Raw genomic sequence first — 20,106 nt, 5'->3', positions numbered from 1 at the left:
CCACCGCAGACCGTACTTTCGAAGGAACACAGTCGATGCCCTACAGCGCAGATCTCGACATCCGGATCACGGACTCCTCGTTGCGTGACGGCTCCCACGCCAAGCGTCACCAGTTCACCGTCGAGGACGTGCGCTCCATCGTCGGTGCGCTCGACGATGCCGGCGTGCCCGTCATCGAGGTCACCCACGGCGACGGCCTCGGCGGCTCGTCGTTCAACTACGGCTTCAGCCGCACCCCGGAGCAGGAGCTCATCAAGGCCGCCGTCGAGACGGCGAGGCAGGCGAAGATCGCGTTCCTGATGCTCCCGGGGCTCGGGGTGCGCTCGGACATCCGGGAGGCCGCCGACAACGGTGCCGCGATCTGCCGGATCGCCACGCACTGCACCGAGGCCGACATCTCCGCCCAGCACTTCGGTCTCGCCCGGGAACTCGGCCTCGAGACCGTCGGATTCCTGATGATGTCGCACAGTCAGCCGCCCGAGGTGCTCGCGAAGCAGGCCCGCATCATGGCCGACGCCGGCTGCCAGTGCGTGTACGTCGTCGACTCGGCCGGCGCCCTCGTCCTCGAGGGGGTCTCGGACCGGGTCGCGGCTCTGGTCGCCGAGCTGGGCGACGACGCCCAGGTCGGATTCCACGGCCACGAGAACATGGGCCTCGGCGTGGCCAATTCGGTGCTCGCCGTGCGGGCCGGGGCCCTGCAGATCGACGGGTCCACCCGCCGGTTCGGCGCCGGTGCGGGCAACACCCCGGTCGAGGCGTTCGTCGCCGTGGCCGAAAAGCTCGGTATCCGAACGGGTATCGACACCCTGAAGATCATCGACGCCGCCGAGGACGTCGTCCGGCCGGTCATGGACGGCGAGTGCCTCCTCGACCGGCTGTCGCTGACGATGGGCTACGCCGGTGTGTACTCGAGCTTCCTCAAGCACGCCGCCGCCCACGCCGAGCGGTACGGGGTCTCCGGTGCGGAGATCCTCATCGAGGCCGGCCGGCGCAACCTCGTCGGTGGCCAGGAAGACCAGCTGATCGAGATCGCCGTCGGTCTCGCCGCCCAGAAGTAGACCCCCGGGTCTTGAGAGAGAGCTGACAGTCATGGGCCAGGTTTTGGACAACATCATCCAGTACGCGGACGAGATCCGCGCCGAGGGCGCCGAGGGCGACAAGCTCATGCGCCTGACGGACAACAACGCCAAGCGGCTGCGCGACGCCGGTGTCATCCGCATGCTGCAGCCGAAGGAGCACGGCGGCCTCGAGGTCCACCCGCGCGAGTTCGCCGAGACCGCGATGGCGATCGGCGCGATGGACGGCGCCACCGGTTGGGTCGCCGGCATTGTCGGCGTGCATCCGTGGGAACTCACGTTCTTCGATCCCAAGGCGCAGGACGAGATCTGGGGCGGGGATCCCGACATGTGGATGGCCTCCCCGTACGCCCCGATGGGCGTCGCGGTTCCGGTCGACGGCGGCTACGTCCTCAACGGCCGCTGGTCGTTCTCCTCCGGCACCGACCACTGCGGCTGGATCATGATCGGCGCCGCAGTGGGCGACAAGGACGGCAACCGGCTGAACCCGCCGCAGGTCCTGCATGTGCTGCTGCCGCGCTCGGACTACGACATCGACCAGGACAGCTGGAACGTCGTGGGCCTGCGCGGCACCGGCTCGAAGGACCTGATCGTCGAGGACGCCTTCATCCCTGCCTACCGCACCCTCGACGCCGACATCGTCCTCGGCGGCAACGGGTGGCGTCACGCGGGCCGGGACGAAACCCTCTACAAGTTCCCGTTCTCGTGCATCTTCCCGCTGGGCATCACCTCGTCGCTCATCGGCATGGCCGAGGGCGCGCTCGCGTGCTACATCGCGGCCCAGAAGGAGCGCGTCGCGGTCACCGGCGTCCCGATCAAGGAGGACCCGTACGTCCTCTACGCCCTGGGTGAGGCGGCCGCCGAGATTGCCGCGTCGCGCGCGGCGATCCTCGAGACCGTCGACCGTTTCTGGGACAAGACGGACAAGGGCCAGGAGGTCACGTTCGAGGAGCGCGCGATCGGCCGCCGCACCCAGACCGCCGCCGCGTGGCGGGCCGTGCGCGCCGTCGACGAGATCTTCGCCCGCTCCGGCGGCGGCGCGATGCACCTGAAGTTCCCGATGCAGCGCTTCTGGCGCGACGCGCACGTCGGCCTGTCGCACGCGATCCACGTCCCCGGCTCGATCTTCCACGCGTCTTCGCTGACCCAGCTCGGCGGCGAGCCGCAGGGCGTCCACCGCTCGATGATCTAGCCTGCCCCGCCGACCTTTTCAGGATGGAAGAGAAATGACGGACATTCGAGCACTCGGATACCTCCGGATCCAGACCACCGACGTCGCGCGCTGGCGCGAACTCGTCGTCGACGGACTCGGCATGGCCGTGGGCTCCGGCCCGGAGCCGGACGGCCTCTACCTGCGGGTGGACGAGCGGCGCGCACGCCTGATCGTCCTGCCCGGCGAATCGGACAGGGCGCTCGCGGTCGGCTGGGAGGTGCGGGATCAGTTCGCACTCCAGCGTGTCCGGGAGACCGTGGAGAAGGCGGGTATCACCGTCGACGTCCTCTCGCAGGAGGAGTGCGACTACCGCGATGCCGAGCAGGTCATCGCGTTCGACGACCCGATCGGCACCCGCGTCGAGGTGTTCTTCGGTCCGGTGCTCGATCACAGCCCGGTGGTGACTCCGCGCGGTGGCCGGTGGGTCACCGGCGAACAGGGCCTCGGCCATGTCGTGCTGCCCGCCACCGATTTCGATGCGGCGTACGCGTTCTACACCGAGGTGCTCGGTTTCCTGCCGCGTGGCGCGATCCGCCTCCAGGCACCCGGACCGGCGCGGCGCGTGCGCTTCCTCGGAGTGAACCAGCGCCACCACAGCCTGGCCCTGTGCCCGGCGCCGCCGACCGAGGAGCCCGGCCTCGTGCACCTGATGACGGAGGTCGACACCCTCGACGCCGTCGGGCAGGCGCTCGACCGTGTGCGCAAGCTCGGCTTCTCCATCTCCTCGACGCTGGGCCGGCACACGAACGACAAGATGGTGTCGTTCTACGTTCGCGCGCCGGGCGGGTGGGACCTCGAGTTCGGCACCGAGGGGATGTTCGTCGACGAAACCTATTACACGGCCGAGGAGATCACCGCCGACAGCTACTGGGGCCACGACTGGTCCGAGTCCGAGCCGTTGGCGGCCTTCACGCCGAAGGCCTGACTCTCGCAGTGGAACACGACGAAGGCCCGGCCGGGGGATCGCCCCGGCCGGGTCTTCGTCTCTCGTTCCCGGAGTCGTACTCCGTGGCTCTCGGGAGTCGTACTCCGTGGCTCTCGGGAGTCGTACTCCGTGGCTCTCGGGAGTCGTACTCCGTGGCTCTCGGGAGTCGTACTCCGTGGCTCTCGGGAGTCGTACTCCGTGGCTCTCGGGAGTCGTACTCCGTGGCTCTCGGGAGTCGTACTCCGTGGCTCTCCGGAGTCGTGCTCCGTGGTTCGGAACCGCGTGGATCAGGCGTGGGTGACCTGTTCGAGCTGTGGCGGCGGGAGGCGTCGGACGAAGGGCGCGGCGACCACGGCGATGAGGGCGAGCACACCGCCCAGCACGAATGCGGTCTGCGCACCCGAGGCCTGGGCCTCGGCCGTGCCGGAGTCGGCGGCGGCGTCGGCGCCGATCGTGAGCGCGGCGACGAGCAGCGCGGTACCGGCGGCACCGGCGAGCTGCTGCAGCGTGTTCATGATCCCGCTGCCGTGGCCGTAGAGCCGCGGCGGCAGGGCGCCGAGCGAGACGGTCATCAGCGGGGTCATGAGCATGGCCATGCCGATGCAGAACACCACGTGCATCGCGATCACGAGCCCGATCGACGTGTCGGTGCCGACGGTGCTCAGCCACCACTGGCCGGCGGCCAGCAGGAGCGCGCCCGGGGTCACGATCGGGCGCGGCCCCACGGCGTCGTAGATGCGGCCGACGATCGGCGAGATCACGCCCTGGACGAGACCGCCGGGCAGCAGGATCAGGCCGGTCGTCAGGATGCTCACCCCGAGCCCGGCCTGCAGGTAGATCGGCAGGACGACGACGGTGCCGAGCATGGTCGCCATGGCGATGACGACGATGACGACCGAGATGCGGAAGTGGGGCACCTCGAACGGATTCAGGTCCAGCAGTGCGGTGCCGGTGCGCTCGAGGCGCTTCTGGCGCGCGACGAAGAGGCCGAGGGCAACGACGCCGACGATCAGCGCGGTCGCGGGGCCGACGATGGTGCCGTCGAGGAGGGACGCGACGTTCGCGAGGCCGTAGACCAGGCCGCCGAAGGCGAAGACCGAGAGGACGACCGACACTACGTCCAACGGCGCCTTGCGGGTCCTGCCGGTGTTGCGGAGGAGGAGCAGGCCCGCCGCGAAGGCGACGATCGTGGCCGGAAGCATGAGACCGAACAGCCAGCGCCAGCTCATGGAGTCGACGATGATGCCGGAGACGGTGGGGCCGATCGCGGGCGCGACCGAGATGACGACGGAGTTCAGGCCCATGACGGTGCCGCGGTGGGCGACGGGAACCGTGGTGATGGTCGTGGTCATCAGCAGCGGCAGGATGACCGCCGTGCCACCGGCCTGGACGACGCGGGCGAGCAGCATGATCTCGAAGCCGGGGGCGGCGGCGGCGAGTGCGGTGCCGGCGATGAACAGGATCATGGCGGCGGTGAACAGGGTTCGGGTCGAGAACCTCTGCAGCAGGAAGCCCGTGGTGGGGATGACCACGGCCATCGTCAGCATGAAGCCGGTGGTGAGCCACTGGACGGTGGCGGCGGAGACCGAGAAGTCCCCCATGAGTTGCGGGAGCGCAACACTGAGCACGGTCTCGTTGAGGATCATGATCAGGGCGGAGACCACCAGCACGCCGATCACCTGAGCGATGTGCCGCGTGGAGGTGAGCCCCTCCGACGCGCCGGGGGCCGCGCCGGCCGGGCGCGTGTCTTTCAGTTCGAGGTTCGTCATCGACACCTTCGCTTCTTCGGTCGTGGACCGGTCAATGATGTCACAGAGTGACGAAGTGTCATAATATGACATCAACCGCCTTGGCGGGTGCAGTGGGGGCGTGGAGCCGCCCGTGGCCGGACATGCAGGCAGGAAAATTGTCACCAAGAAAGTATTCTTGACACTCTGTCATTGAAGCGCATACGGTGTTGCGTGGCTCACGTGTTGCAGCTCACACCCGGGCGCATGTCCGCCGACGTCCTGTCCGAGGACGCGTCCGGTGGGGCGTCTTCGACGTGGTCGTGCCGAACGCGTCACAGCCCTGACCATCACTCACGAGGGAATGATCGAATGTCTCTGCAAAACAAGGGGATTCTGATCCAGGCCGGGCTCGGCGCGGTGCTCGTCACCGTCCTGATGATTCCGTTCCAGTCCCTGACCCCGCTCGCGCTCTACAGCCCGATGCTCATCCTGCCCGTCATGCTGTTCTTCACGCTGCAGGCACCACCGCGGGCCCTGCTCGGCATGTTCCTCAGCTTCGTGTGCGGCGTTGCCTGGGGCGCAGCGTTTCTCGCCGTCCAGAGCGCCCTGCCCGGCGTACCGCTCGAGCTCGTGATGGGCATCGGAGTGGCGTGCGTGATCTTCCTCGTCCTCGCGGTGCACCCGCTCGTATTCGGCCGCACCCCGCTCGGCATGGTCCCCGCCGTGCTGCTCGGCGTCGTGGAGACGCTGCTCGTGACGAACCTGTCGGTTCTGCTGCCCGACGGTGCGCCCGTGCCGAACCTGCCTTGGCTCGTCGTGATCTTCGGTTACGGCTGCGTCATGACCCTGATCCTCGTCCTCGTGCAGGACAAGATCATCGGGGCCCTGCTCGGTGCGCAGTGGCGCTCCGCGCCCACCGACGAGGCGCCGAGCTCCCAGATCCCGCCCACCCCGCCGGTGCGTCCGTCCCCCCGGCCGACGGCCTGATCCGCCGCGGTTGAGCCGTGTCCGAACGGCATCGGCCGTCGGCTCCGGTGGATCGGGCCGGCCTGCCGGCGCAGCAAGTCGACGGTGGACCGACTGTCATGGAATGTGCGCCGCCCGGCCGACCCGATCCCGGGTAAGGTACCCGCCCGTCGACACTTTCACACCAACGGAGCCCGGGGAACCGGTGTGAGGTTTCTCGCGCCCCGGAACGGACGTCGCAGGGCCGGCATCCGATTCCGGATGCCGGCCCTGCGATGCGAGCGCGTCAGCCGCGGTTGAGCAGCTTGCGCATGGCGTCGGCCGCGCCCTTGACGAGCGTGTCGCGCGGGAAGCCGCTGCGCTTGACCGCCGCGTCGTAGTTGCCGCCGGCCACCCACACCGGCCCGTCGGTGAGGTGTTCGAGCCCCTCGCGGGCCACATCCTCCGGCTCGGCGACGAGCATGCCGGGGATGTCGAAGTTCAGCCCGGCGCGGATCATCGCCGGGGTGCGGGTCACGCCGAGGACGAGTTCGACGACGTGTACCCCGTGCGGGGCGAGCTCGAGCCACAGGCTTTCGGCGAACACGCGACTGAACGCCTTGGACGCCGCGTAGATGCTCTGGTGTTCCGCCCCCATGTAGCCGGCGAGCGAACCGAGCAGCATGATGCCGCCCCGGCCGCGCTCCTTCATCTTCGCGCCGAACAGGTGCGAGAGTTCGAGCTGCCGATGGATGTTGAGGTCGATGACGCCACGGAAGCCGTCGAGGTCGCCGGTGACGAACTCGTTGCCGTAGCTGTTGGCGCCGGCGTTGAAGATGAGCAGGCCCACCTCGACGTCGTCGGTCGCCTGCCGGATCTGCTCGACGGCGTCGGGGGAGAGCAGGTCGAGTGCCAGGGTGCGGACCTGGACGCCGTTGCTGCGCACCTTCTCCGCGGTCTCCTCGAGCGGGCCGGGCTTGCGGGCGATGAGCACCAGATTCAGCCCCGCCTTGCTCAGCTCGTCGGCGAAGGCGGAGCCGACGCCCTCGGAGCCGCCGGCGATGACGGCCCATGGGCCGTAGTGCTGGACGTCGATCACGAAAGTTCCTTTCCGGCTGACTTACTGGACGATCGGTCCCGGGACCGGGGTGTCGTCGAGGACGGTGAGGCGGCCTTCGGTCGCGGCCCACGTGATCGTCTCGGCGAGCTTCGCGCAACCGCGGCGCGGCGCCCCGGGCCGGGAGTCCTGCCCACCCTGCTCACGCATCTCGGGGCACCGGGACCGCGCCTGCTCGTTCCACTGGACGGAGGTGTGCTCCCAGCTGTTCTTGGCGACGAGAACCCGGGCGCCGCACTCAGTGCACTGCAGGGGCTGCATCGGTGGTCGCCGCCTCCTCGGCGTCCTTCGTGCGGGCGAGGTTCTCCTCGACCTCCTTCATCCACGCCGCCACCGGGCGGGTGGTGTCCATCTCGAACTCGAACCGCTCGGTCATCTCCGGCTTGACGTCGGCCGCGTCCACGTAGAACTGCTCGTACCAGCGGCGCAGCTGGTAGACCGGGCCGTCCTCGTCGCACAGCAGCGGATTCTCGATGCGCGTCTTGTTCTTCCAGATCTCGACGTCCTGCTCGAAGCCTCGGGCGATGAAGTCACCGAACTTGCGGGCCGTCTCGTCGGCCGAGTCGCCGAGGGCGTCCGACTTCTTCACGATGATCCCGTACATCAGGACGAACTTGTTCTCGGTGACGGGGTAGTGGCAGTTGAGCAGCACCGAGTCGATATCGTAGCCCTCGTACTTGTACTGCAGGTCGTCGATCATGAACGACGGTCCGAAGTACGCCGCCTCGGAGCGGCTGCCGACGAGCTTCGGCTGGCCGTCGGCGTGCGGCCGCATGTCCTCCCGCGCCTGACCGTGCATGATCTGCGTCGCGACGTGCCCCTCGAAGATGTTCTTGAAATACGTGGGGAACGAGTAGTGCACGTAGAAGAAGTGCGCCATGTCGACGATGTTGTCGATGATCTCGCGGCAGTTGGTGTCGACCTCGGTGGTGTACCAGACCCAGTCGGTCCACTCGTCGCTCGTCGCGCCGGCGATGCGGGGAATGGTCACGTCGGCCGGCGGCGGGTTGCCCTCGGGGTCGTTCCAGACGAACAGCATCCCGTCCTGATCGAGCGTGTGCCAGGCGCGGGTCTTCGCGATCGGCGGAACGCGGCGGGCGTAGGGGATTGCGGTGCAACGTCCGTTGCCGCCCCAGCGCCAGTCGTGGAACGGGCAGGCCACCGAGTCGCCCTTGATCGTGCCCTGGCTGAGGTCGCCGCCCATGTGCCGGCAGTACGCGTCGAGGATCTTCAGGTCGCCGTTGCTGTCGGCGAACACGACGAGCTTGGTGCCGAAGGCATGGACCGAGTGCGGCTTGCCGTCCTTGAAGGACTCGGACAGGCCGAGGCAGTGCCAGCCGCGGGCGAACCGGGTGGGCGCGGAACCGGCCTCGATCTCGCGAACTTCGACGTCGTCGGACTTGCTGGAGCTCACTGTCGTCCGTCCTTTCGAATGGAATGTCGTATCGGATGGAGCACCTCGGGCACCGGTGCTGTGCGCGGGTGGGCCGGGGGACGGTGGCCGCCTGCGACCGTGTGCTCGACGCTAGGTGAGCCCGCTCACCGGGGATGGAGCGCATCCCACTGTCCGGGACCGTCTGCGGCGGTGTGTCCGGACGGCACCGCAGGATGGGGTGCCTGTTCCTGCCACGGTGACCCGTCCGGGTCGCGAAGGAGACACACCGATGTCCGACGACGTGCTGACGAAGGTCCGCGAGCTGCTGCCGTCCATCGCGGAGCGCGCCCGCAGCGTCGACGAAACGCGCCGGGTGCCCGACCAGACCGTCCAGGACCTGGCCGCCGCGGGAGTGTTCCGGATGCTGCAGCCCGCCCGGCACGGTGGACTGGAGAGCAACCCTGTGCGCTTCTACGAGGTGGTGCGGGCGATCTCGGGTGCCTGCGGCTCGACGGGCTGGGTGGCCTCGATCCTCGGCGTCCACTCGTGGCATCTGGCGTTGTTCGATGCGCGGGCACAGGACGACGTGTGGGGACAGGACGAGTCGACGCTCCTGTCGTCGTCGTACGCGCCGGTCGGCGAGCTCGTCCCGGTCGAGGGCGGCTTCGAGCTGTCGGGCAGCTGGCGGTTCTCCTCCGGCTGCGAACACGCGTCCTGGGCGCTGCTCGGGGCGCTCGTCGTCGGGGCCGAGGGCCGGCCGGTGGACTTCATGACGGTGCTCGTGCCGCGCACCGACTACCGGATCCAGGACGTGTGGGACGTCGTCGGCATGCGCGGCACCGCGAGCAACGAGATCACCGTGGAGAAGGCGTTCGTCCCGCACCACCGGACGGTGCGCAACTACGAGCTCGCGCAGCTGCGGGCCCCCGGGCACAAGGTCAACCCGGGGCCGCTGTTCAGGCTGCCGTTCGCGGCGGTCTTCACCACCGCCGTTGCCGCGCCGGTCATCGGGACGGTCGCGGGATGCTACGAGCAGTACCTGAGCGCGATGCGCGACCGGGTGCGCCTGAGCCTGGGTGGAGGCCGGTTCGCCGAGGACCAGTTCGCGCAGGTCGCCGTCGCCCGCGCCGCGTCCGAGATCGACGCGGCGATCCTGCAGACGGACCGCAACATCCGCGAGTTGTACGAGCTGGCCGTGGCCGGGGAGCCGCTGCCGACGAGCATGCGGCTGCGGGTGCGCCGCGATCAGGTGCGCGGCACCGAGCGCGCCGTCGAGGCGATCGATCTGCTGTTCAAGACCGCGGGCGGCAACTCGCTCGGCCGCGGCAACCCCGTCGAGCGGGCGTGGCGCGACGCGCATGCCGGCAGCGTGCACGTCGCCAACGATCCCGAACGTGCCCTCGCCCTGTACGGCCGGGGCGTGTTCGGGCTGCCGGTGGAGGACAACCTCGTCTGAGCCGGTCCTTCCCGCGCGCGTCGATGCTTCCTGCGCGCGTCGGAACACGCAAGTAAGCACCGTGCCGCGCAACCACATGGGATCGCCCGGTTCGGTATCCTCCATCTGGCCTGGGCGTGGATGTCGAACCCGGACGCAGGGATGCGGCACAGTCCAGGGCAGGTCCCACTGAGCGGAAGATTTCTGCCGGCACGATGCAGGATGAGGGACGCTGGGCGGCACGGCGTAGCCGCAGGTACGAGACGACGGAGGAACCACGGTGCCGAGAGTTGCCGAAGCGCGGGACGCCGCGGAGCCGACGTCCGCCGAGCAGCGCGCACGGTTCGGCCGCATCCTCGACGCGGCGGCGCGCCTGGCAACCGAGAAGGAACTCGAGCGGGTGCAGATGCATGAGGTCGCGAAGATGGCCGGCGTCGCCATCGGCACCCTGTACCGCTACTTCCCGTCCAAGACGCACCTGTTCGTGGCGGTGATGGTCGACCAGATCGAGCAGATGAGCGATCGGATGACCCAGCGCCCGAACCCCGATTCGACTCCGCAGGAGGCCATCTACGAGGCTCTCGTGCGGGCCACCCGGGCGCTGCGGCGACGGCCGTTGCTGGCGGCGGCGATGATCCAGTCCACAAGCACCGCCAAGGCCACGGCCATCCCCGACGTCGCCAAGATCGACCGCCGGTTCCGGGAGGTCCTCTACCGCGCGGCCGGGCTCGAGTACGTCACCGAACGGGATGCGACGCTCGTGCGGGTGCTCGAGCAGGCGTGGTTCGGGATCATCCAGTCGAGTCTCAACGGCCGGATCTCGGTGCCGGATGCGGAGTCGGACCTGCGCGTGGCCTGCGAGCTGCTGCTCGCGGGCCTGTCGAACGCGCGGCCCGCTCCGTCCGCCTGACGCCGGGCCGCGCCGGTCCCCGCCGGAGCGCCGTGCCCGCACAGTACTGAAATGAATTCTTCTATCGTCGACGGTCGCGCGGGCCGGTCGGCTGCGCGACGTGCGCATGCATACTGGTAGTTCATTGCGAGAGCAGCCTCGCCGCCGACAGGCCATTGTCTCGGCGTAGTGAATAGAATACATTCCAAAAATGAACGCGTTCCCGGTTCGTCCGTCGGCGCGTCCGATTGCCTTCCAGCCCAGCACTCACGTCCGAGGAGCTTGTTCATGACCGAGGTAGTCATCGTCGAGGCGGCGCGCACCCCCATCGGCCGCCGCCGGGGCGCCCTGGCCGGTCTGCACCCGGCCACCCTGCTCGGCACCGCACAGCGCGCCGTGCTCGACCGCGCCGGCCTCGCCCCCGACCAGGTGGGTCAGATCGTCGGCGGCTGTGTCACCCAGGCCGGGGAACAGTCCAACAACATCACCCGGCAGGCGTGGCTGCACGCCGGCCTGCCCTACGGCACGGCCGCCACATCGATCGACTGCGCGTGCGGCTCCTCCCAGCAGGCCGTCCACATCGTCGCCGGCCTCATCGCCTCCGGGCAGATCTCCGCGGGCATCGGCTGCGGTGTCGAGTCCATGAGCCGGGTGTTCCTCGGCCAGGCACTCACCCCGGAGACCGGCAACCCGTATCCGGACGACTGGACCATCGACATGGGCGACCAGTTCACGTCGGCCGAGCGCATCGCCACCCATCGCGGCATCAAGCGGGGTGACACCGACGCCTTCGGCCTCGAGTCGCAGCGCCGCGCCGCCCGGGCCTGGGCCGAGGGCCGGTTCGACCGCGAGATCGTGCCCACCGAGGCGCCCGTCCTCGCCGACGGCGTGCCCACCGGGGAGACCACCGTCGTCACCCGCGACGGCGGCCTGCGCGAGACCACCGCCGAGGGGCTGGCCGCCCTGAAGCCCGTCGTGGAGGGCGGCATCCATACGGCCGGGTCGGCGTCGCAGATCAGCGACGGCGCCGCCGCCGTCCTGCTGACCAGCGCGCAGCGCGCACAGGAACTGGGCCTGCGGCCCCGCGCACGCATCGTCGCCTCGGGAATGGTCGGGTCGGACCCCTACTACCACCTCGACGGCCCGATCGACGCCACGCGGAACGTCCTGGACAAGGCCGGCATGACGCTGGGCGACATCGATCTCGTCGAGATCAACGAGGCGTTCGCGTCGGTCGTGCTGTCGTGGGCGCAGGTGCTCGGCGCCGACCTGTCCAAGGTCAACGTCAACGGCGGCGCCATCGCCCTCGGCCACCCGGTCGGCTCGACCGGCGCCCGGCTCCTCACCACCGCACTGCACGAACTCGAACGATCCGACCGGTCCACGGCACTGGTCACCATGTGCGCGGGCGGCGCACTGTCCACCGCCACCGTCATCGAACGCATCTGACCACACCATCGAATCCACGAGGCCGACATGACCATTGGACTGACAGACGAGGATCGCGACCTGCGCGACTCGGTGCGGAGCTGGGCCGCCCGGCACGTCACCCCCGAGGTGCTGCGTGAGGCCGTCGAGGCCAAGGCCGACACCCGCCCGGCGTTCTGGGGCTCGCTCGCCGAGCTCGGGGTGCTCGGCCTGCACCTTCCCGAGGAGGTCGGCGGTGCCGGATGCGGCCTCGTCGAACTCGCCGTCGTCACCGAGGAACTCGGCCGGTCGATGGTGCCGGGCCCGTTCCTGCCGACCGTGCTGACCGCGGCCGTGCTGCGCGACGCCGGCCGGACCGGCGAGCTCGCCGGCCTCGCGGACGGATCCACGCTCGCCGGCATCGCTCTCGACCCGGGCACGCTGCGGGTGGAGCGCGGCGCCTCGGGCACCACGCTGTCCGGCCGGTCCGGGTACGTGCTCGGCGGCCACACCGCCGACCTGCTGCTCGTCGCCGCCGAGGACGCCGGCAACCGGGCCTGGGTGCTGCTGCGCCGGGACGGACTCGAGCTCGAGGACCTGCCCAGCCACGATGTGGTGCGCGGCAATTCGCAGATCGTGGTGGACGGTTTCGCGCTCGCCGCGGCGGACGTGCTGCGGATCGAGCCGCAGCGGGTCACCGACCTCGCCGCCACTCTGTTCGCGGCCGAGGCGTCCGGAATCGCGGACTGGTGCGTGCGCACCGCGGCCGACTACGCCGCCGTGCGCCGCCAGTTCGGCCGCCCGATCGGCCAGTTCCAGGGTGTCAAGCACCGGGCGGCGCGCATGCTCACGCTCGCGGAGCAGGCCCGCGTGTGCGCGTGGGACGCCGCCCGCGCGCTGACGCCCGGCGCTGCCGACGCCGACGAGGCGTCCCTCGCGGCCGCCGTCGCCGGCGCCACCGCCCCCGAGGCCGCCTTCGCCGTGGCCAAGGACTGCATCCAGATCCTCGGCGGCATCGGCTACACGTGGGAGCACGACGCGCACCTGTATCTGCGTCGCGCACAGTCGCTGCGAATCCTGCTGGGCTCCACCGCGTCCTGGCGCCGGCGCGTCACCGATCTCACCCGCCGCGGCGCCCGCCGCGTCCTCGGCATCGACCTGCCGCCGGAGGCGGAGCAGATCCGCACCGGGGTGCGTGACGAACTCGCCCCGGCCGTCGACCTCGGCGGCGGCGAACGCACGCGGTATCTCGCGGAGAAGGGATACACCGCACCGCATCTGCCCGCACCCTGGGGCAAGGGCGCCGACGCCGTCGCCCAGCTGGTGATCGCCGAGGAGCTGCGCGCGGCGAACCTGACGCCGCACGACATGATCATCGGCAACTGGGTGGTGCCGACCCTCATCGCGCACGGCAGCCCCGAGCAGCAGCGACGGTTCGTGCCGCCGTCCCTTCGGGGCGAGATCGTCTGGTGCCAGCTGTTCTCCGAGCCCGGCGCCGGCTCCGACCTCGCGTCGCTCACCACCAAAGCCACCAAGGTCGACGGCGGATGGGTGCTGCAGGGACAGAAGGTGTGGACCTCGATGGCGCGCGATGCCCACTGGGGCATCTGCCTCGCCCGCACAGACGCCTCGGTGCCCAAGCACAAGGGCCTGTCGTACTTCCTCGTCGACATGCGCAGCAGCGAGGGGCTCGACATCCGCCCGCTGCGCGAGATCACCGGCGAGGCCCTGTTCAACGAGATCTTCATCGACAACGTGTTCGTTCCCGACGACTGCCTCGTCGGCGAGCCCGGCGACGGCTGGAAGCTCGCCCGCACCACCCTCGCCAACGAACGCGTCTCCCTCTCGCACGACTCGTCCCTCGGCTCCGGGGGTGAGGCCCTCCTCGAGCTGGCGGCCGGACTGCCCGGCGGCCTCGACGACGAGCAGGCCACCACGCTCGGAAAGGTGCTGTGCGACGCCCAGACCGGCGGTCTGATGGGCCTGCGCACCACGCTGCGGTCCCTCGCCGGGGCCCAGCCGGGAGCCGAGTCCTCGGTCGCGAAGCTGCTCGGCGTCGAGCACATCCAGCAGGTGTGGGAGGTCGCGATGGACTGGGCCGGGCCGCGCGCCCTGCTCGGCGGGCAGCACCGCCGGTCGGCGACGCAGATGTTCCTCAACTCGCAGTGCATGTCGATCGCCGGCGGCACCACCAACGTTCAGCTCAACATCATCGGCGAGCGGCTGCTCGGCCTGCCCCGCGACCCCGAACCCGGAAAGTGAGCACGGCGATGACATCGACGCAACGAGGCGCCGGTTCCACGGACGAAGAGGAGAACTGACCGTGCCCATCGACCCGAACGTCGCCCTGTCCGCCGAACCGGCGGTGCGCGAAGCGATCTGGACCGACCGCGACGTCATGCTCTACCACCTCGGTCTCGGCGCCGGGGGCGACGGACTCGACCCGGCCGAGCTGAGCTGGGTGTACGAGAAGAACCTGCGCGTGCTCCCGACGTTCGCAATGGTCGCCGGTCAGGGGATCTCGGCCGGCGCGCTGAAGCCGGCCGGAATGAACCTGCCCGGCATCGACATCGACCTGCGCCGGATCCTGCACGGCGGGCAGTCGCTGCAGGTGCACGCACCGATCCCCATCTCCGGCACGGCGCACATCTCGTCGCGGGTGGCGCACGTGTGGGACAAGGGCAAGGCCGCGGTCATCGTGCTGGAGCAGTCCGCCGCCACCCCCGAGGGTGCCCCGCTGTGGACCACCGGCATGCAGATCTGGGCCCGGGGCGAGGGCGGCTTCGGCGGTGAGCCCGGACCGGAAGCGGCCCAGTCGATTCCGGATCGGGAGGCGGACGCGGTCCTCGTCTCCCCGACGAGCCCGCGGCAGGCGCTGCTGTACCGGCTCAGCGGCGACATGAACCCGCTGCACGCCGATCCGGCGTTCGCGCGGGCCGCCGGCTTCGACCGGCCGATCCTGCACGGCCTCGCGTCGTACGGCATCGTGTGCAAGGCCGTCGTCGACGGCATCCTCGACGGCGATCCCACCCCGGTGCGGGACTTCTCGGTGCGGTTCGCCGGCTCCCTGTTCCCGGGCGAGACCCTCGAGACCGCCGTCTGGCGCGACGGCGACCGGCTGACGCTGCTCGCCACCTGCCCGGAGCGCGACGGCGCCCCCGTCCTCACCCACGCCACGATGGAGGTCGGCTCGTGAAGACCGGCACCCATCCCACCGCCGCCACCCACGCGCACCGCACGGTGCTGACGTCGGCGCCGCAGGACGCACCCGTCGACCGGGCCACCGCCGCTGCGCGGCGCGTGGTCGACGCCATGCTGCGCACCGACCGGGGCAACGCCAACCTCGACCGCGTCGCCGAGGAACTCGACAGCATCGCCGACCACCTCGAGGAGCACGCACCCGCCGTCGCCGAGCGGCTGATCGACATGTGGAACGGCGAGGGTGTCACCCGGCACGACCCGGTCACCGGCCCCGAAAACGCGATCGCGCCGCCCCTGGTCCTCGAGGGCCTCGAGGACGGCTCGGTACAGGGCACCGTCACGCTCACGCTGCCGTACCAGGGCCCGCCCGGGTGCGTGCACGGCGGCGTGTCCGCGCTGATCCTCGACCACGTGCTCGGCGTCGCCAACGCCTGGGGCGGCAAGTCCGGCATGACGGCGAACCTCGTCACGAACTACCACCGGCCGACGCCGCTGTTCGAGCCGCTCGTCGTCACCGGCCGGCTCGTCTCCGTCGACGGCCGCAAGATCCGCACCGTCGGCAGCATCGCGACGGCCGACGGGCAGCTGTGTGTCTCGGTGGAGGGGCTGTTCGTCGACAGGACGGTGCCGCGGCCCCGCTAGGAGGAGAACACCGATGGGAGCACTCGAAGGCCGGGTCGCGCTGGTCACCGGCGCCGGCATGGGCATCGGCCGGGGCATCGCCGCGGCGTTCGCGCGGGAGGGCGCGGACGTCGTCGTCGCCGAGATCGACGAGACGGCCGGCGCCGGCACGGCCCGGTGGCTGCGGGACGAGTGGGGCGTGCGCGCCCACTTCCAGCGCACCGACATCACCGACAAGGGCCAGGTCCACGCGATGGTCGACGCCGCGGTCGAGCGGTTCGGCCGCCTCGACATCCTCGTCAACAACGCGTGGCGCAGCTCCGGTTACGCCCGGTTCGAGAACATGACCGACGAGCAGCTGCGCGGCGGCTTCGACATGGCGGTGATGGCCGCGTTCTGGGCGATGCGGCGCGCCCTGCCCGAACTCGAGCGTCGCGGCACCGGCCGGGTGATCAACCTGTGCTCCCTCAACGGCGTCAACGCGCACATGTACTCCGTGCAGTACAACGCCGCCAAGGAGGCGCTGCGCACCCTCACCCGCACCGCCGCGCGGGAATGGGCGCCGAAGCAGATCTGCTGCAACGTGATCTGCCCGGGCGCGCAGAGCGAGGCGTTCCGGCGGGTGGCCGAGGCCAACCCGCAGATGGCGGCCGCGTCGGCGGCGGCCAACCCGATGGGCCGGATCGGCGATCCGGTCGAGGACATCGGGTCCGTCGCGGTGTTCCTCGCCGGCGACGCCTCCCGCTACGTGACGGGCAACACGCTGTTCGTCGACGGCGGCGCCCACATCAACGGTGTCCAGTGGGCGCCGCAGGTGGACTGAGCCCCTCGCCGACAACGGTCCCGGACATCGACAACTGTCGCGACGTGTGTCGGTGTCCGGTTCCGTCCACCGCACCTGTTCGACGGGACGCGGGCCTCGAATCCGGGCGCGACCACAGCGTCGACCTCCCCCCGCGACCGAACCGTGACCGACGCCGACGAGGATGGAGCGGACACGAGTCGGTGAGTGGCGGGAGGCGTGGGCGGCGATGAGGCCGAGCAGGTGCGTGCGGTGCGGCCGGGTAATGGGCCCGTTCGAGGAGCGGATCCACGATCGGTGCGCGCGGTGCGCGGGCCCGGCACCGCGCTCGTCGGCACCGCGCTGGGCGGCACCGCGCTCGTCGGCACCGCGCTGGGCGGCACCGCAGCGCGACGCCGGACCCACGCCCTGGCCGCCGTCCGGTGAGCCGCCGCGCCCCGAGCCCGGCCCCGGGTCCCTGCTGCAGAGGCTTCGGCGCTCCCGACTGCACTGGCGTCGTCCCGCCCCCGCACCGCCGCCGCGCGTCCCGGTCCCGCCGCCGAATCCCTGGCTGCGCCGGGCGAAACGCGCGGCCGCGGCGCTCACGGTGGTCGCGTTCGTCACCGTCGTCGCGGCCTCGTCGCTGCGCGTGTGGACGCCGTCGTCGTCGCGGTTCATGCGGATCGACGACGGTCCGATCGCCTACCAGTACGTCTCGCTCGACCATGTCAGCCGGTACGTCGTCGCGTCGGTGATCGCGCACGAGGACGACCAGATGGGCCTGCGGGCACAGGCGTTCCACTGGGGTGACTTCGCCGACCGCGCCCGTGCCCATCTGACGGGCGAGGAACAACAGACGTATTCGACGATCCCGCAGCAGCTGGCGAAGAACATGTTCTTCACCCCCGACCAGAGCGCGGTCCGCAAGGCCGTCGAGACGGTGCCCTCGGTGGTGCTGAGTGCGACCCTGCCGGACGCCCGCATCATGGAGCTGTACCTGAACTACGCGCAGTTCGGCCCGGACCTGTACGGGGTGTGCGCGGCCAGCTGGTACTACTTCGACACCCCGCCGTGGGAGATGTACCAGTACCACGCGATGCAGCTGGCCGGCATGCTGCCCAACCCGGAGGACGTGGTGCGCCTGCCCGGGGGCGGTGTCGCGACTCCCGCCGACGCGCAGTACCCGAGCGCGGCGTTCCACATCAACGGCGCCGCGAACGTCGACCTGCCCGCCCGGTTCGCCGGCTGGGGCGGCTGGGAGAACCTCGTCGCGTCGGTCGGGATCGACGACTCGGCCGCCGACCACGCCGACGACCGTCCGAGCGACGACTCGTGCTCGTCGATGCCCGAGCCGGTGCGGCAGCGCCTGGCCGTGGAGGATCCGGGGTTCGTGTCCCGGTCGCAGTAGCCGGACACGCCGCGACGGACCTGGCGGTTGCGCGCAGCGGTGTTTCTTGCGCACGTACGGACGCGCGCAAGAAACACCTTGCCGCGCAGGAGCATTCGACGACGGCCGCTAGATGCCGACCTCGCGGCGCAGCGTCTTGCCCGTCGCGTTGCGGGGCAGCAGGTCGGAAGTGATCCGCCAGCGCGTGGGCACCTTGAAGTACGACAGCCGCTCGGCCGCGAACTCGCGCAGTTCCTCCTCGGTGACGTGAGCCCCCTCGGCGACGACGACCACGGCCGCGACCTCCTGGCCGAGGTCGGGGTGCGGAACGCCGATCACGGCGCACTCGCGCACGGCCGGGTGCTCGTCGAGGGTCTGCTCGATCTCGGTGGGATAGACGTTCTCGCCGCCGCGCAGGATCAGGTCGGAGCGACGGCCCGTCAGTCGCAGCCGGCCGTTCTCGATGACGCCGTAGTCGCCGGTGCGCAGCCACCGGTCCGGGGTGATGGCCGCGGCCGTGGCCTCCTCGTCCTCCCAGTAGCCGAGCATGACGAACGGGCTGCGCACGCACACCTCGCCCTCCACGCCGTCCGGCAGCCATTCGCCGAACGGGTCGCGGATCTCGAGGCTCACGGTGATGATCGGCCGGCCCAGGGTGCCGGGGAACGCCTCGAGGTCCTGGGAGTTGGCCACCGCGATGGCGGTGCTGCACTCGGTGAGGCCGTAGCTGTCGACGAGGGCGTTGCGGGCGAACGGCACCTTCTCGCGCAGCCGGTCCTTGAACGCGATCGACGACGGCGCCGACGCGAGCGCGAACGCCGTCAGTGACGACAGGTCGTACTTGCCGAGGTCGTCGTGCTCGAGCAGCCGCGACGCCATGGTGGGGACCGCACCCCAGTTGGTGACGCGTTCGCGCTCGATGAGGCCGAGCACCTTGTCGACGTCGAACGAGCCCTGGTGCATGATCACGGCGCTGCCCGTCGCCAGGCGCGGGACGACCAGGTTGTGCAGGCTCGCGATGTGGAACAGCGGCGAGGTGAGCAGGTAGCGCAGGTCGCTGGGGACGTCGTCGCCGGCGGTCCGCCCGGTGAACGCGGCGAGCAGGGCGTCGCTGAACCGGTGGTAGTCCACGACGGCGAGCAGGTTGCGGTGCGAGTGCAGCGCGCCTTTGGGCCGGCCGCTGGTGCCGCTGGTGTACAGGATGACGGACGGGTCGTCCTCGTCGATGTCGACGCGCGGCGGCACGGCGTCGGGGAACTGCGCGATCAGCCGGGGCAGGTCCTCCTCCATCGTCAGGACCGTGATCCCACCGGTGTCGACGTCGGCCAGGGCCGCGGCGCGCTTGGCATCGACGACGAGGATCTTCGGCCGGCTGTGCTTCAGGCCGTACTCGATCTCTCGCGGCACCCACCATCCGTTGAGGCCGACGGTGATGGCGCCGAGCACCTGGCTCGCCCAGAACGCGATCACCCATTCGGGGGTGTTCGCTCCCAGGATCGCGACCCGGTCACCCTTCTCCACGCCGTACCGCTCGCGCAACGCGTGGGCGAGGGAGTACGCCGCGGCGGCGTGCTCGGTGAACGACAGCCGGCGGTCGGCGGTGACGAGGTAGTCCCGGTCGCCCCAGCGCAGGGAGTCGGCGAGCAGGTCGCCCACGGCCTTGCCGCGGTTCTTCATCACCGGCATCGAGGCGCCGAGCACCTCTTCCTCGACGATCTCGAACCGGCCACCCGGGCCGGTGAGGCGGGAGACGACCTCGTCGAGGTACAGCCGGGGATCTGCGGACGCAGTCATGCGGGGACCTTTCCTTCGTGTCACGTGAATACCGTGTCACCTGCTGCGATGGACCTGGAACCCCACCCCGGCCGCGGCCGCGTGTGAGGCGTGCCACTGCAATTTCTCATGCCGGATCGCGGCCGCGGAAGTGGTTACCACTGAGCGGGACTTCCCGTGATCCACCCGACAGCCGGGGCTACGTTCGGCGCAGAATCGCTGCCGGAGGAG

The 20,106-nt window shown here is 70.3% G+C and carries 18 protein-coding genes; 13 read left to right on the top strand and 5 right to left on the bottom strand.

Annotated elements, in window-relative coordinates; translation table 11 throughout:
- Window positions 1–35 precede the first annotated feature (35 nt).
- The 3 genes from dmpG to bphC are packed head-to-tail and all read left to right on the top strand — an operon-like array spanning window position 36 to window position 3,214.
- Window positions 36–1,058 (top strand): 4-hydroxy-2-oxovalerate aldolase, encoded by a 1,023-nt coding sequence (dmpG, locus tag KZJ41_RS23610; RefSeq protein ID WP_006935112.1) that lies wholly within the window; start codon window positions 36–38, stop codon window positions 1,056–1,058.
- Between the two features lie 31 nt (window positions 1,059–1,089).
- Window positions 1,090–2,268: an acyl-CoA dehydrogenase family protein gene (locus KZJ41_RS23605; RefSeq protein WP_050035880.1), complete on the top strand. Its 1,179-nt coding sequence runs from the start codon at window positions 1,090–1,092 to the stop codon at window positions 2,266–2,268.
- A 34-nt stretch (window positions 2,269–2,302) separates the two neighbouring features.
- Window positions 2,303–3,214, top strand: coding sequence for a biphenyl-2,3-diol 1,2-dioxygenase (gene bphC, locus KZJ41_RS23600; protein WP_251549712.1), 912 nt, complete (start codon window positions 2,303–2,305; stop codon window positions 3,212–3,214).
- 287 nt (window positions 3,215–3,501) lie between these two features.
- Here the strand turns inward: bphC and KZJ41_RS23595 are convergent, their stop codons facing one another.
- Complete coding sequence (locus tag KZJ41_RS23595) at window positions 3,502–4,983, bottom strand: MDR family MFS transporter (protein ID WP_065922100.1); 1,482 nt, start codon at window positions 4,981–4,983, stop codon at window positions 3,502–3,504.
- A gap of 330 nt (window positions 4,984–5,313) precedes the next feature.
- Here KZJ41_RS23595 and KZJ41_RS23590 point away from each other — a divergent pair, with 330 nt between their 5' ends.
- Window positions 5,314–5,931, top strand: coding sequence for a hypothetical protein (locus KZJ41_RS23590; RefSeq protein ID WP_065922101.1), 618 nt, complete (start codon window positions 5,314–5,316; stop codon window positions 5,929–5,931).
- 265 nt (window positions 5,932–6,196) lie between these two features.
- On the opposite strand, the gene KZJ41_RS23585 is transcribed toward KZJ41_RS23590, so the two are convergent.
- From KZJ41_RS23585 to KZJ41_RS23575, 3 genes are read right to left on the bottom strand one after another with little or no spacing between them, the layout of a single operon-like run.
- Complete coding sequence (locus tag KZJ41_RS23585; protein WP_050035872.1) at window positions 6,197–6,988, bottom strand: SDR family oxidoreductase; 792 nt, start codon at window positions 6,986–6,988, stop codon at window positions 6,197–6,199.
- A 21-nt stretch (window positions 6,989–7,009) separates the two neighbouring features.
- A complete protein-coding gene (locus tag KZJ41_RS23580; RefSeq protein WP_006935124.1) occupies window positions 7,010–7,267 on the bottom strand; it encodes a hypothetical protein in 258 nt (85 codons plus the stop codon).
- Window positions 7,245–8,420, bottom strand: coding sequence for a Rieske 2Fe-2S domain-containing protein (locus tag KZJ41_RS23575; RefSeq protein WP_251549710.1), 1,176 nt, complete (start codon window positions 8,418–8,420; stop codon window positions 7,245–7,247). The genes KZJ41_RS23580 and KZJ41_RS23575 overlap by 23 nt, the downstream gene beginning before the upstream one ends.
- A 250-nt stretch (window positions 8,421–8,670) precedes the next feature.
- Between KZJ41_RS23575 and hsaA the strand changes: the two genes are divergently transcribed.
- From hsaA to KZJ41_RS23535, 9 genes are all read left to right on the top strand, one after another.
- Window positions 8,671–9,837: a 3-hydroxy-9,10-secoandrosta-1,3,5(10)-triene-9,17-dione monooxygenase oxygenase subunit gene (gene hsaA / locus KZJ41_RS23570; RefSeq protein WP_006935131.1), complete on the top strand. Its 1,167-nt coding sequence runs from the start codon at window positions 8,671–8,673 to the stop codon at window positions 9,835–9,837.
- Between the two features lie 259 nt (window positions 9,838–10,096).
- On the top strand, window positions 10,097–10,726 hold the full coding sequence (locus KZJ41_RS23565) for a TetR family transcriptional regulator (RefSeq protein ID WP_006935134.1): 630 nt from the start codon (window positions 10,097–10,099) through the stop codon (window positions 10,724–10,726).
- A gap of 267 nt (window positions 10,727–10,993) precedes the next feature.
- Window positions 10,994–12,154, top strand: a complete 1,161-nt coding sequence (locus tag KZJ41_RS23560) for a steroid 3-ketoacyl-CoA thiolase (protein ID WP_029545923.1) — start codon at window positions 10,994–10,996, stop codon at window positions 12,152–12,154.
- 27 nt (window positions 12,155–12,181) lie between these two features.
- Window positions 12,182–14,374 (top strand): acyl-CoA dehydrogenase, encoded by a 2,193-nt coding sequence (locus KZJ41_RS23555; RefSeq protein WP_043798578.1) that lies wholly within the window; start codon window positions 12,182–12,184, stop codon window positions 14,372–14,374.
- 61 nt (window positions 14,375–14,435) lie between these two features.
- Entirely contained in the window at window positions 14,436–15,308 is an 873-nt protein-coding gene (locus KZJ41_RS23550; protein WP_251549708.1) for a MaoC/PaaZ C-terminal domain-containing protein, read from the top strand.
- Entirely contained in the window at window positions 15,305–15,955 is a 651-nt protein-coding gene (locus KZJ41_RS23545; protein WP_006935148.1) for a PaaI family thioesterase, read from the top strand. The genes KZJ41_RS23550 and KZJ41_RS23545 overlap by 4 nt, the downstream gene beginning before the upstream one ends.
- 13 nt (window positions 15,956–15,968) lie before the next feature.
- Window positions 15,969–16,757: an SDR family NAD(P)-dependent oxidoreductase gene (locus tag KZJ41_RS23540; RefSeq protein WP_072636130.1), complete on the top strand. Its 789-nt coding sequence runs from the start codon at window positions 15,969–15,971 to the stop codon at window positions 16,755–16,757.
- Window positions 16,758–17,033: 276 nt separating this feature from the next.
- Window positions 17,034–17,162: a hypothetical protein gene (locus KZJ41_RS28475; RefSeq protein ID WP_255326706.1), complete on the top strand. Its 129-nt coding sequence runs from the start codon at window positions 17,034–17,036 to the stop codon at window positions 17,160–17,162.
- Window positions 17,163–17,322: 160 nt separating this feature from the next.
- On the top strand, window positions 17,323–18,123 hold the full coding sequence (locus KZJ41_RS23535; RefSeq protein ID WP_231772463.1) for a biosynthetic peptidoglycan transglycosylase: 801 nt from the start codon (window positions 17,323–17,325) through the stop codon (window positions 18,121–18,123).
- A gap of 108 nt (window positions 18,124–18,231) precedes the next feature.
- Here the strand turns inward: KZJ41_RS23535 and KZJ41_RS23530 are convergent, their stop codons facing one another.
- Window positions 18,232–19,896 carry a class I adenylate-forming enzyme family protein gene (locus KZJ41_RS23530; RefSeq protein WP_029545915.1) on the bottom strand — a complete coding sequence of 555 codons (1,665 nt, stop codon included), beginning with the start codon at window positions 19,894–19,896 and terminating at the stop codon, window positions 18,232–18,234.
- Between the last annotated feature and the right edge of the window lie 210 nt (window positions 19,897–20,106).

This window comes from Rhodococcus sp. 11-3, assembly GCF_023704055.1.
GTDB lineage: Bacteria > Actinomycetota > Actinomycetes > Mycobacteriales > Mycobacteriaceae > Rhodococcus > Rhodococcus aetherivorans.
This window is presented reverse-complemented; position numbering and strand designations above follow the sequence as displayed.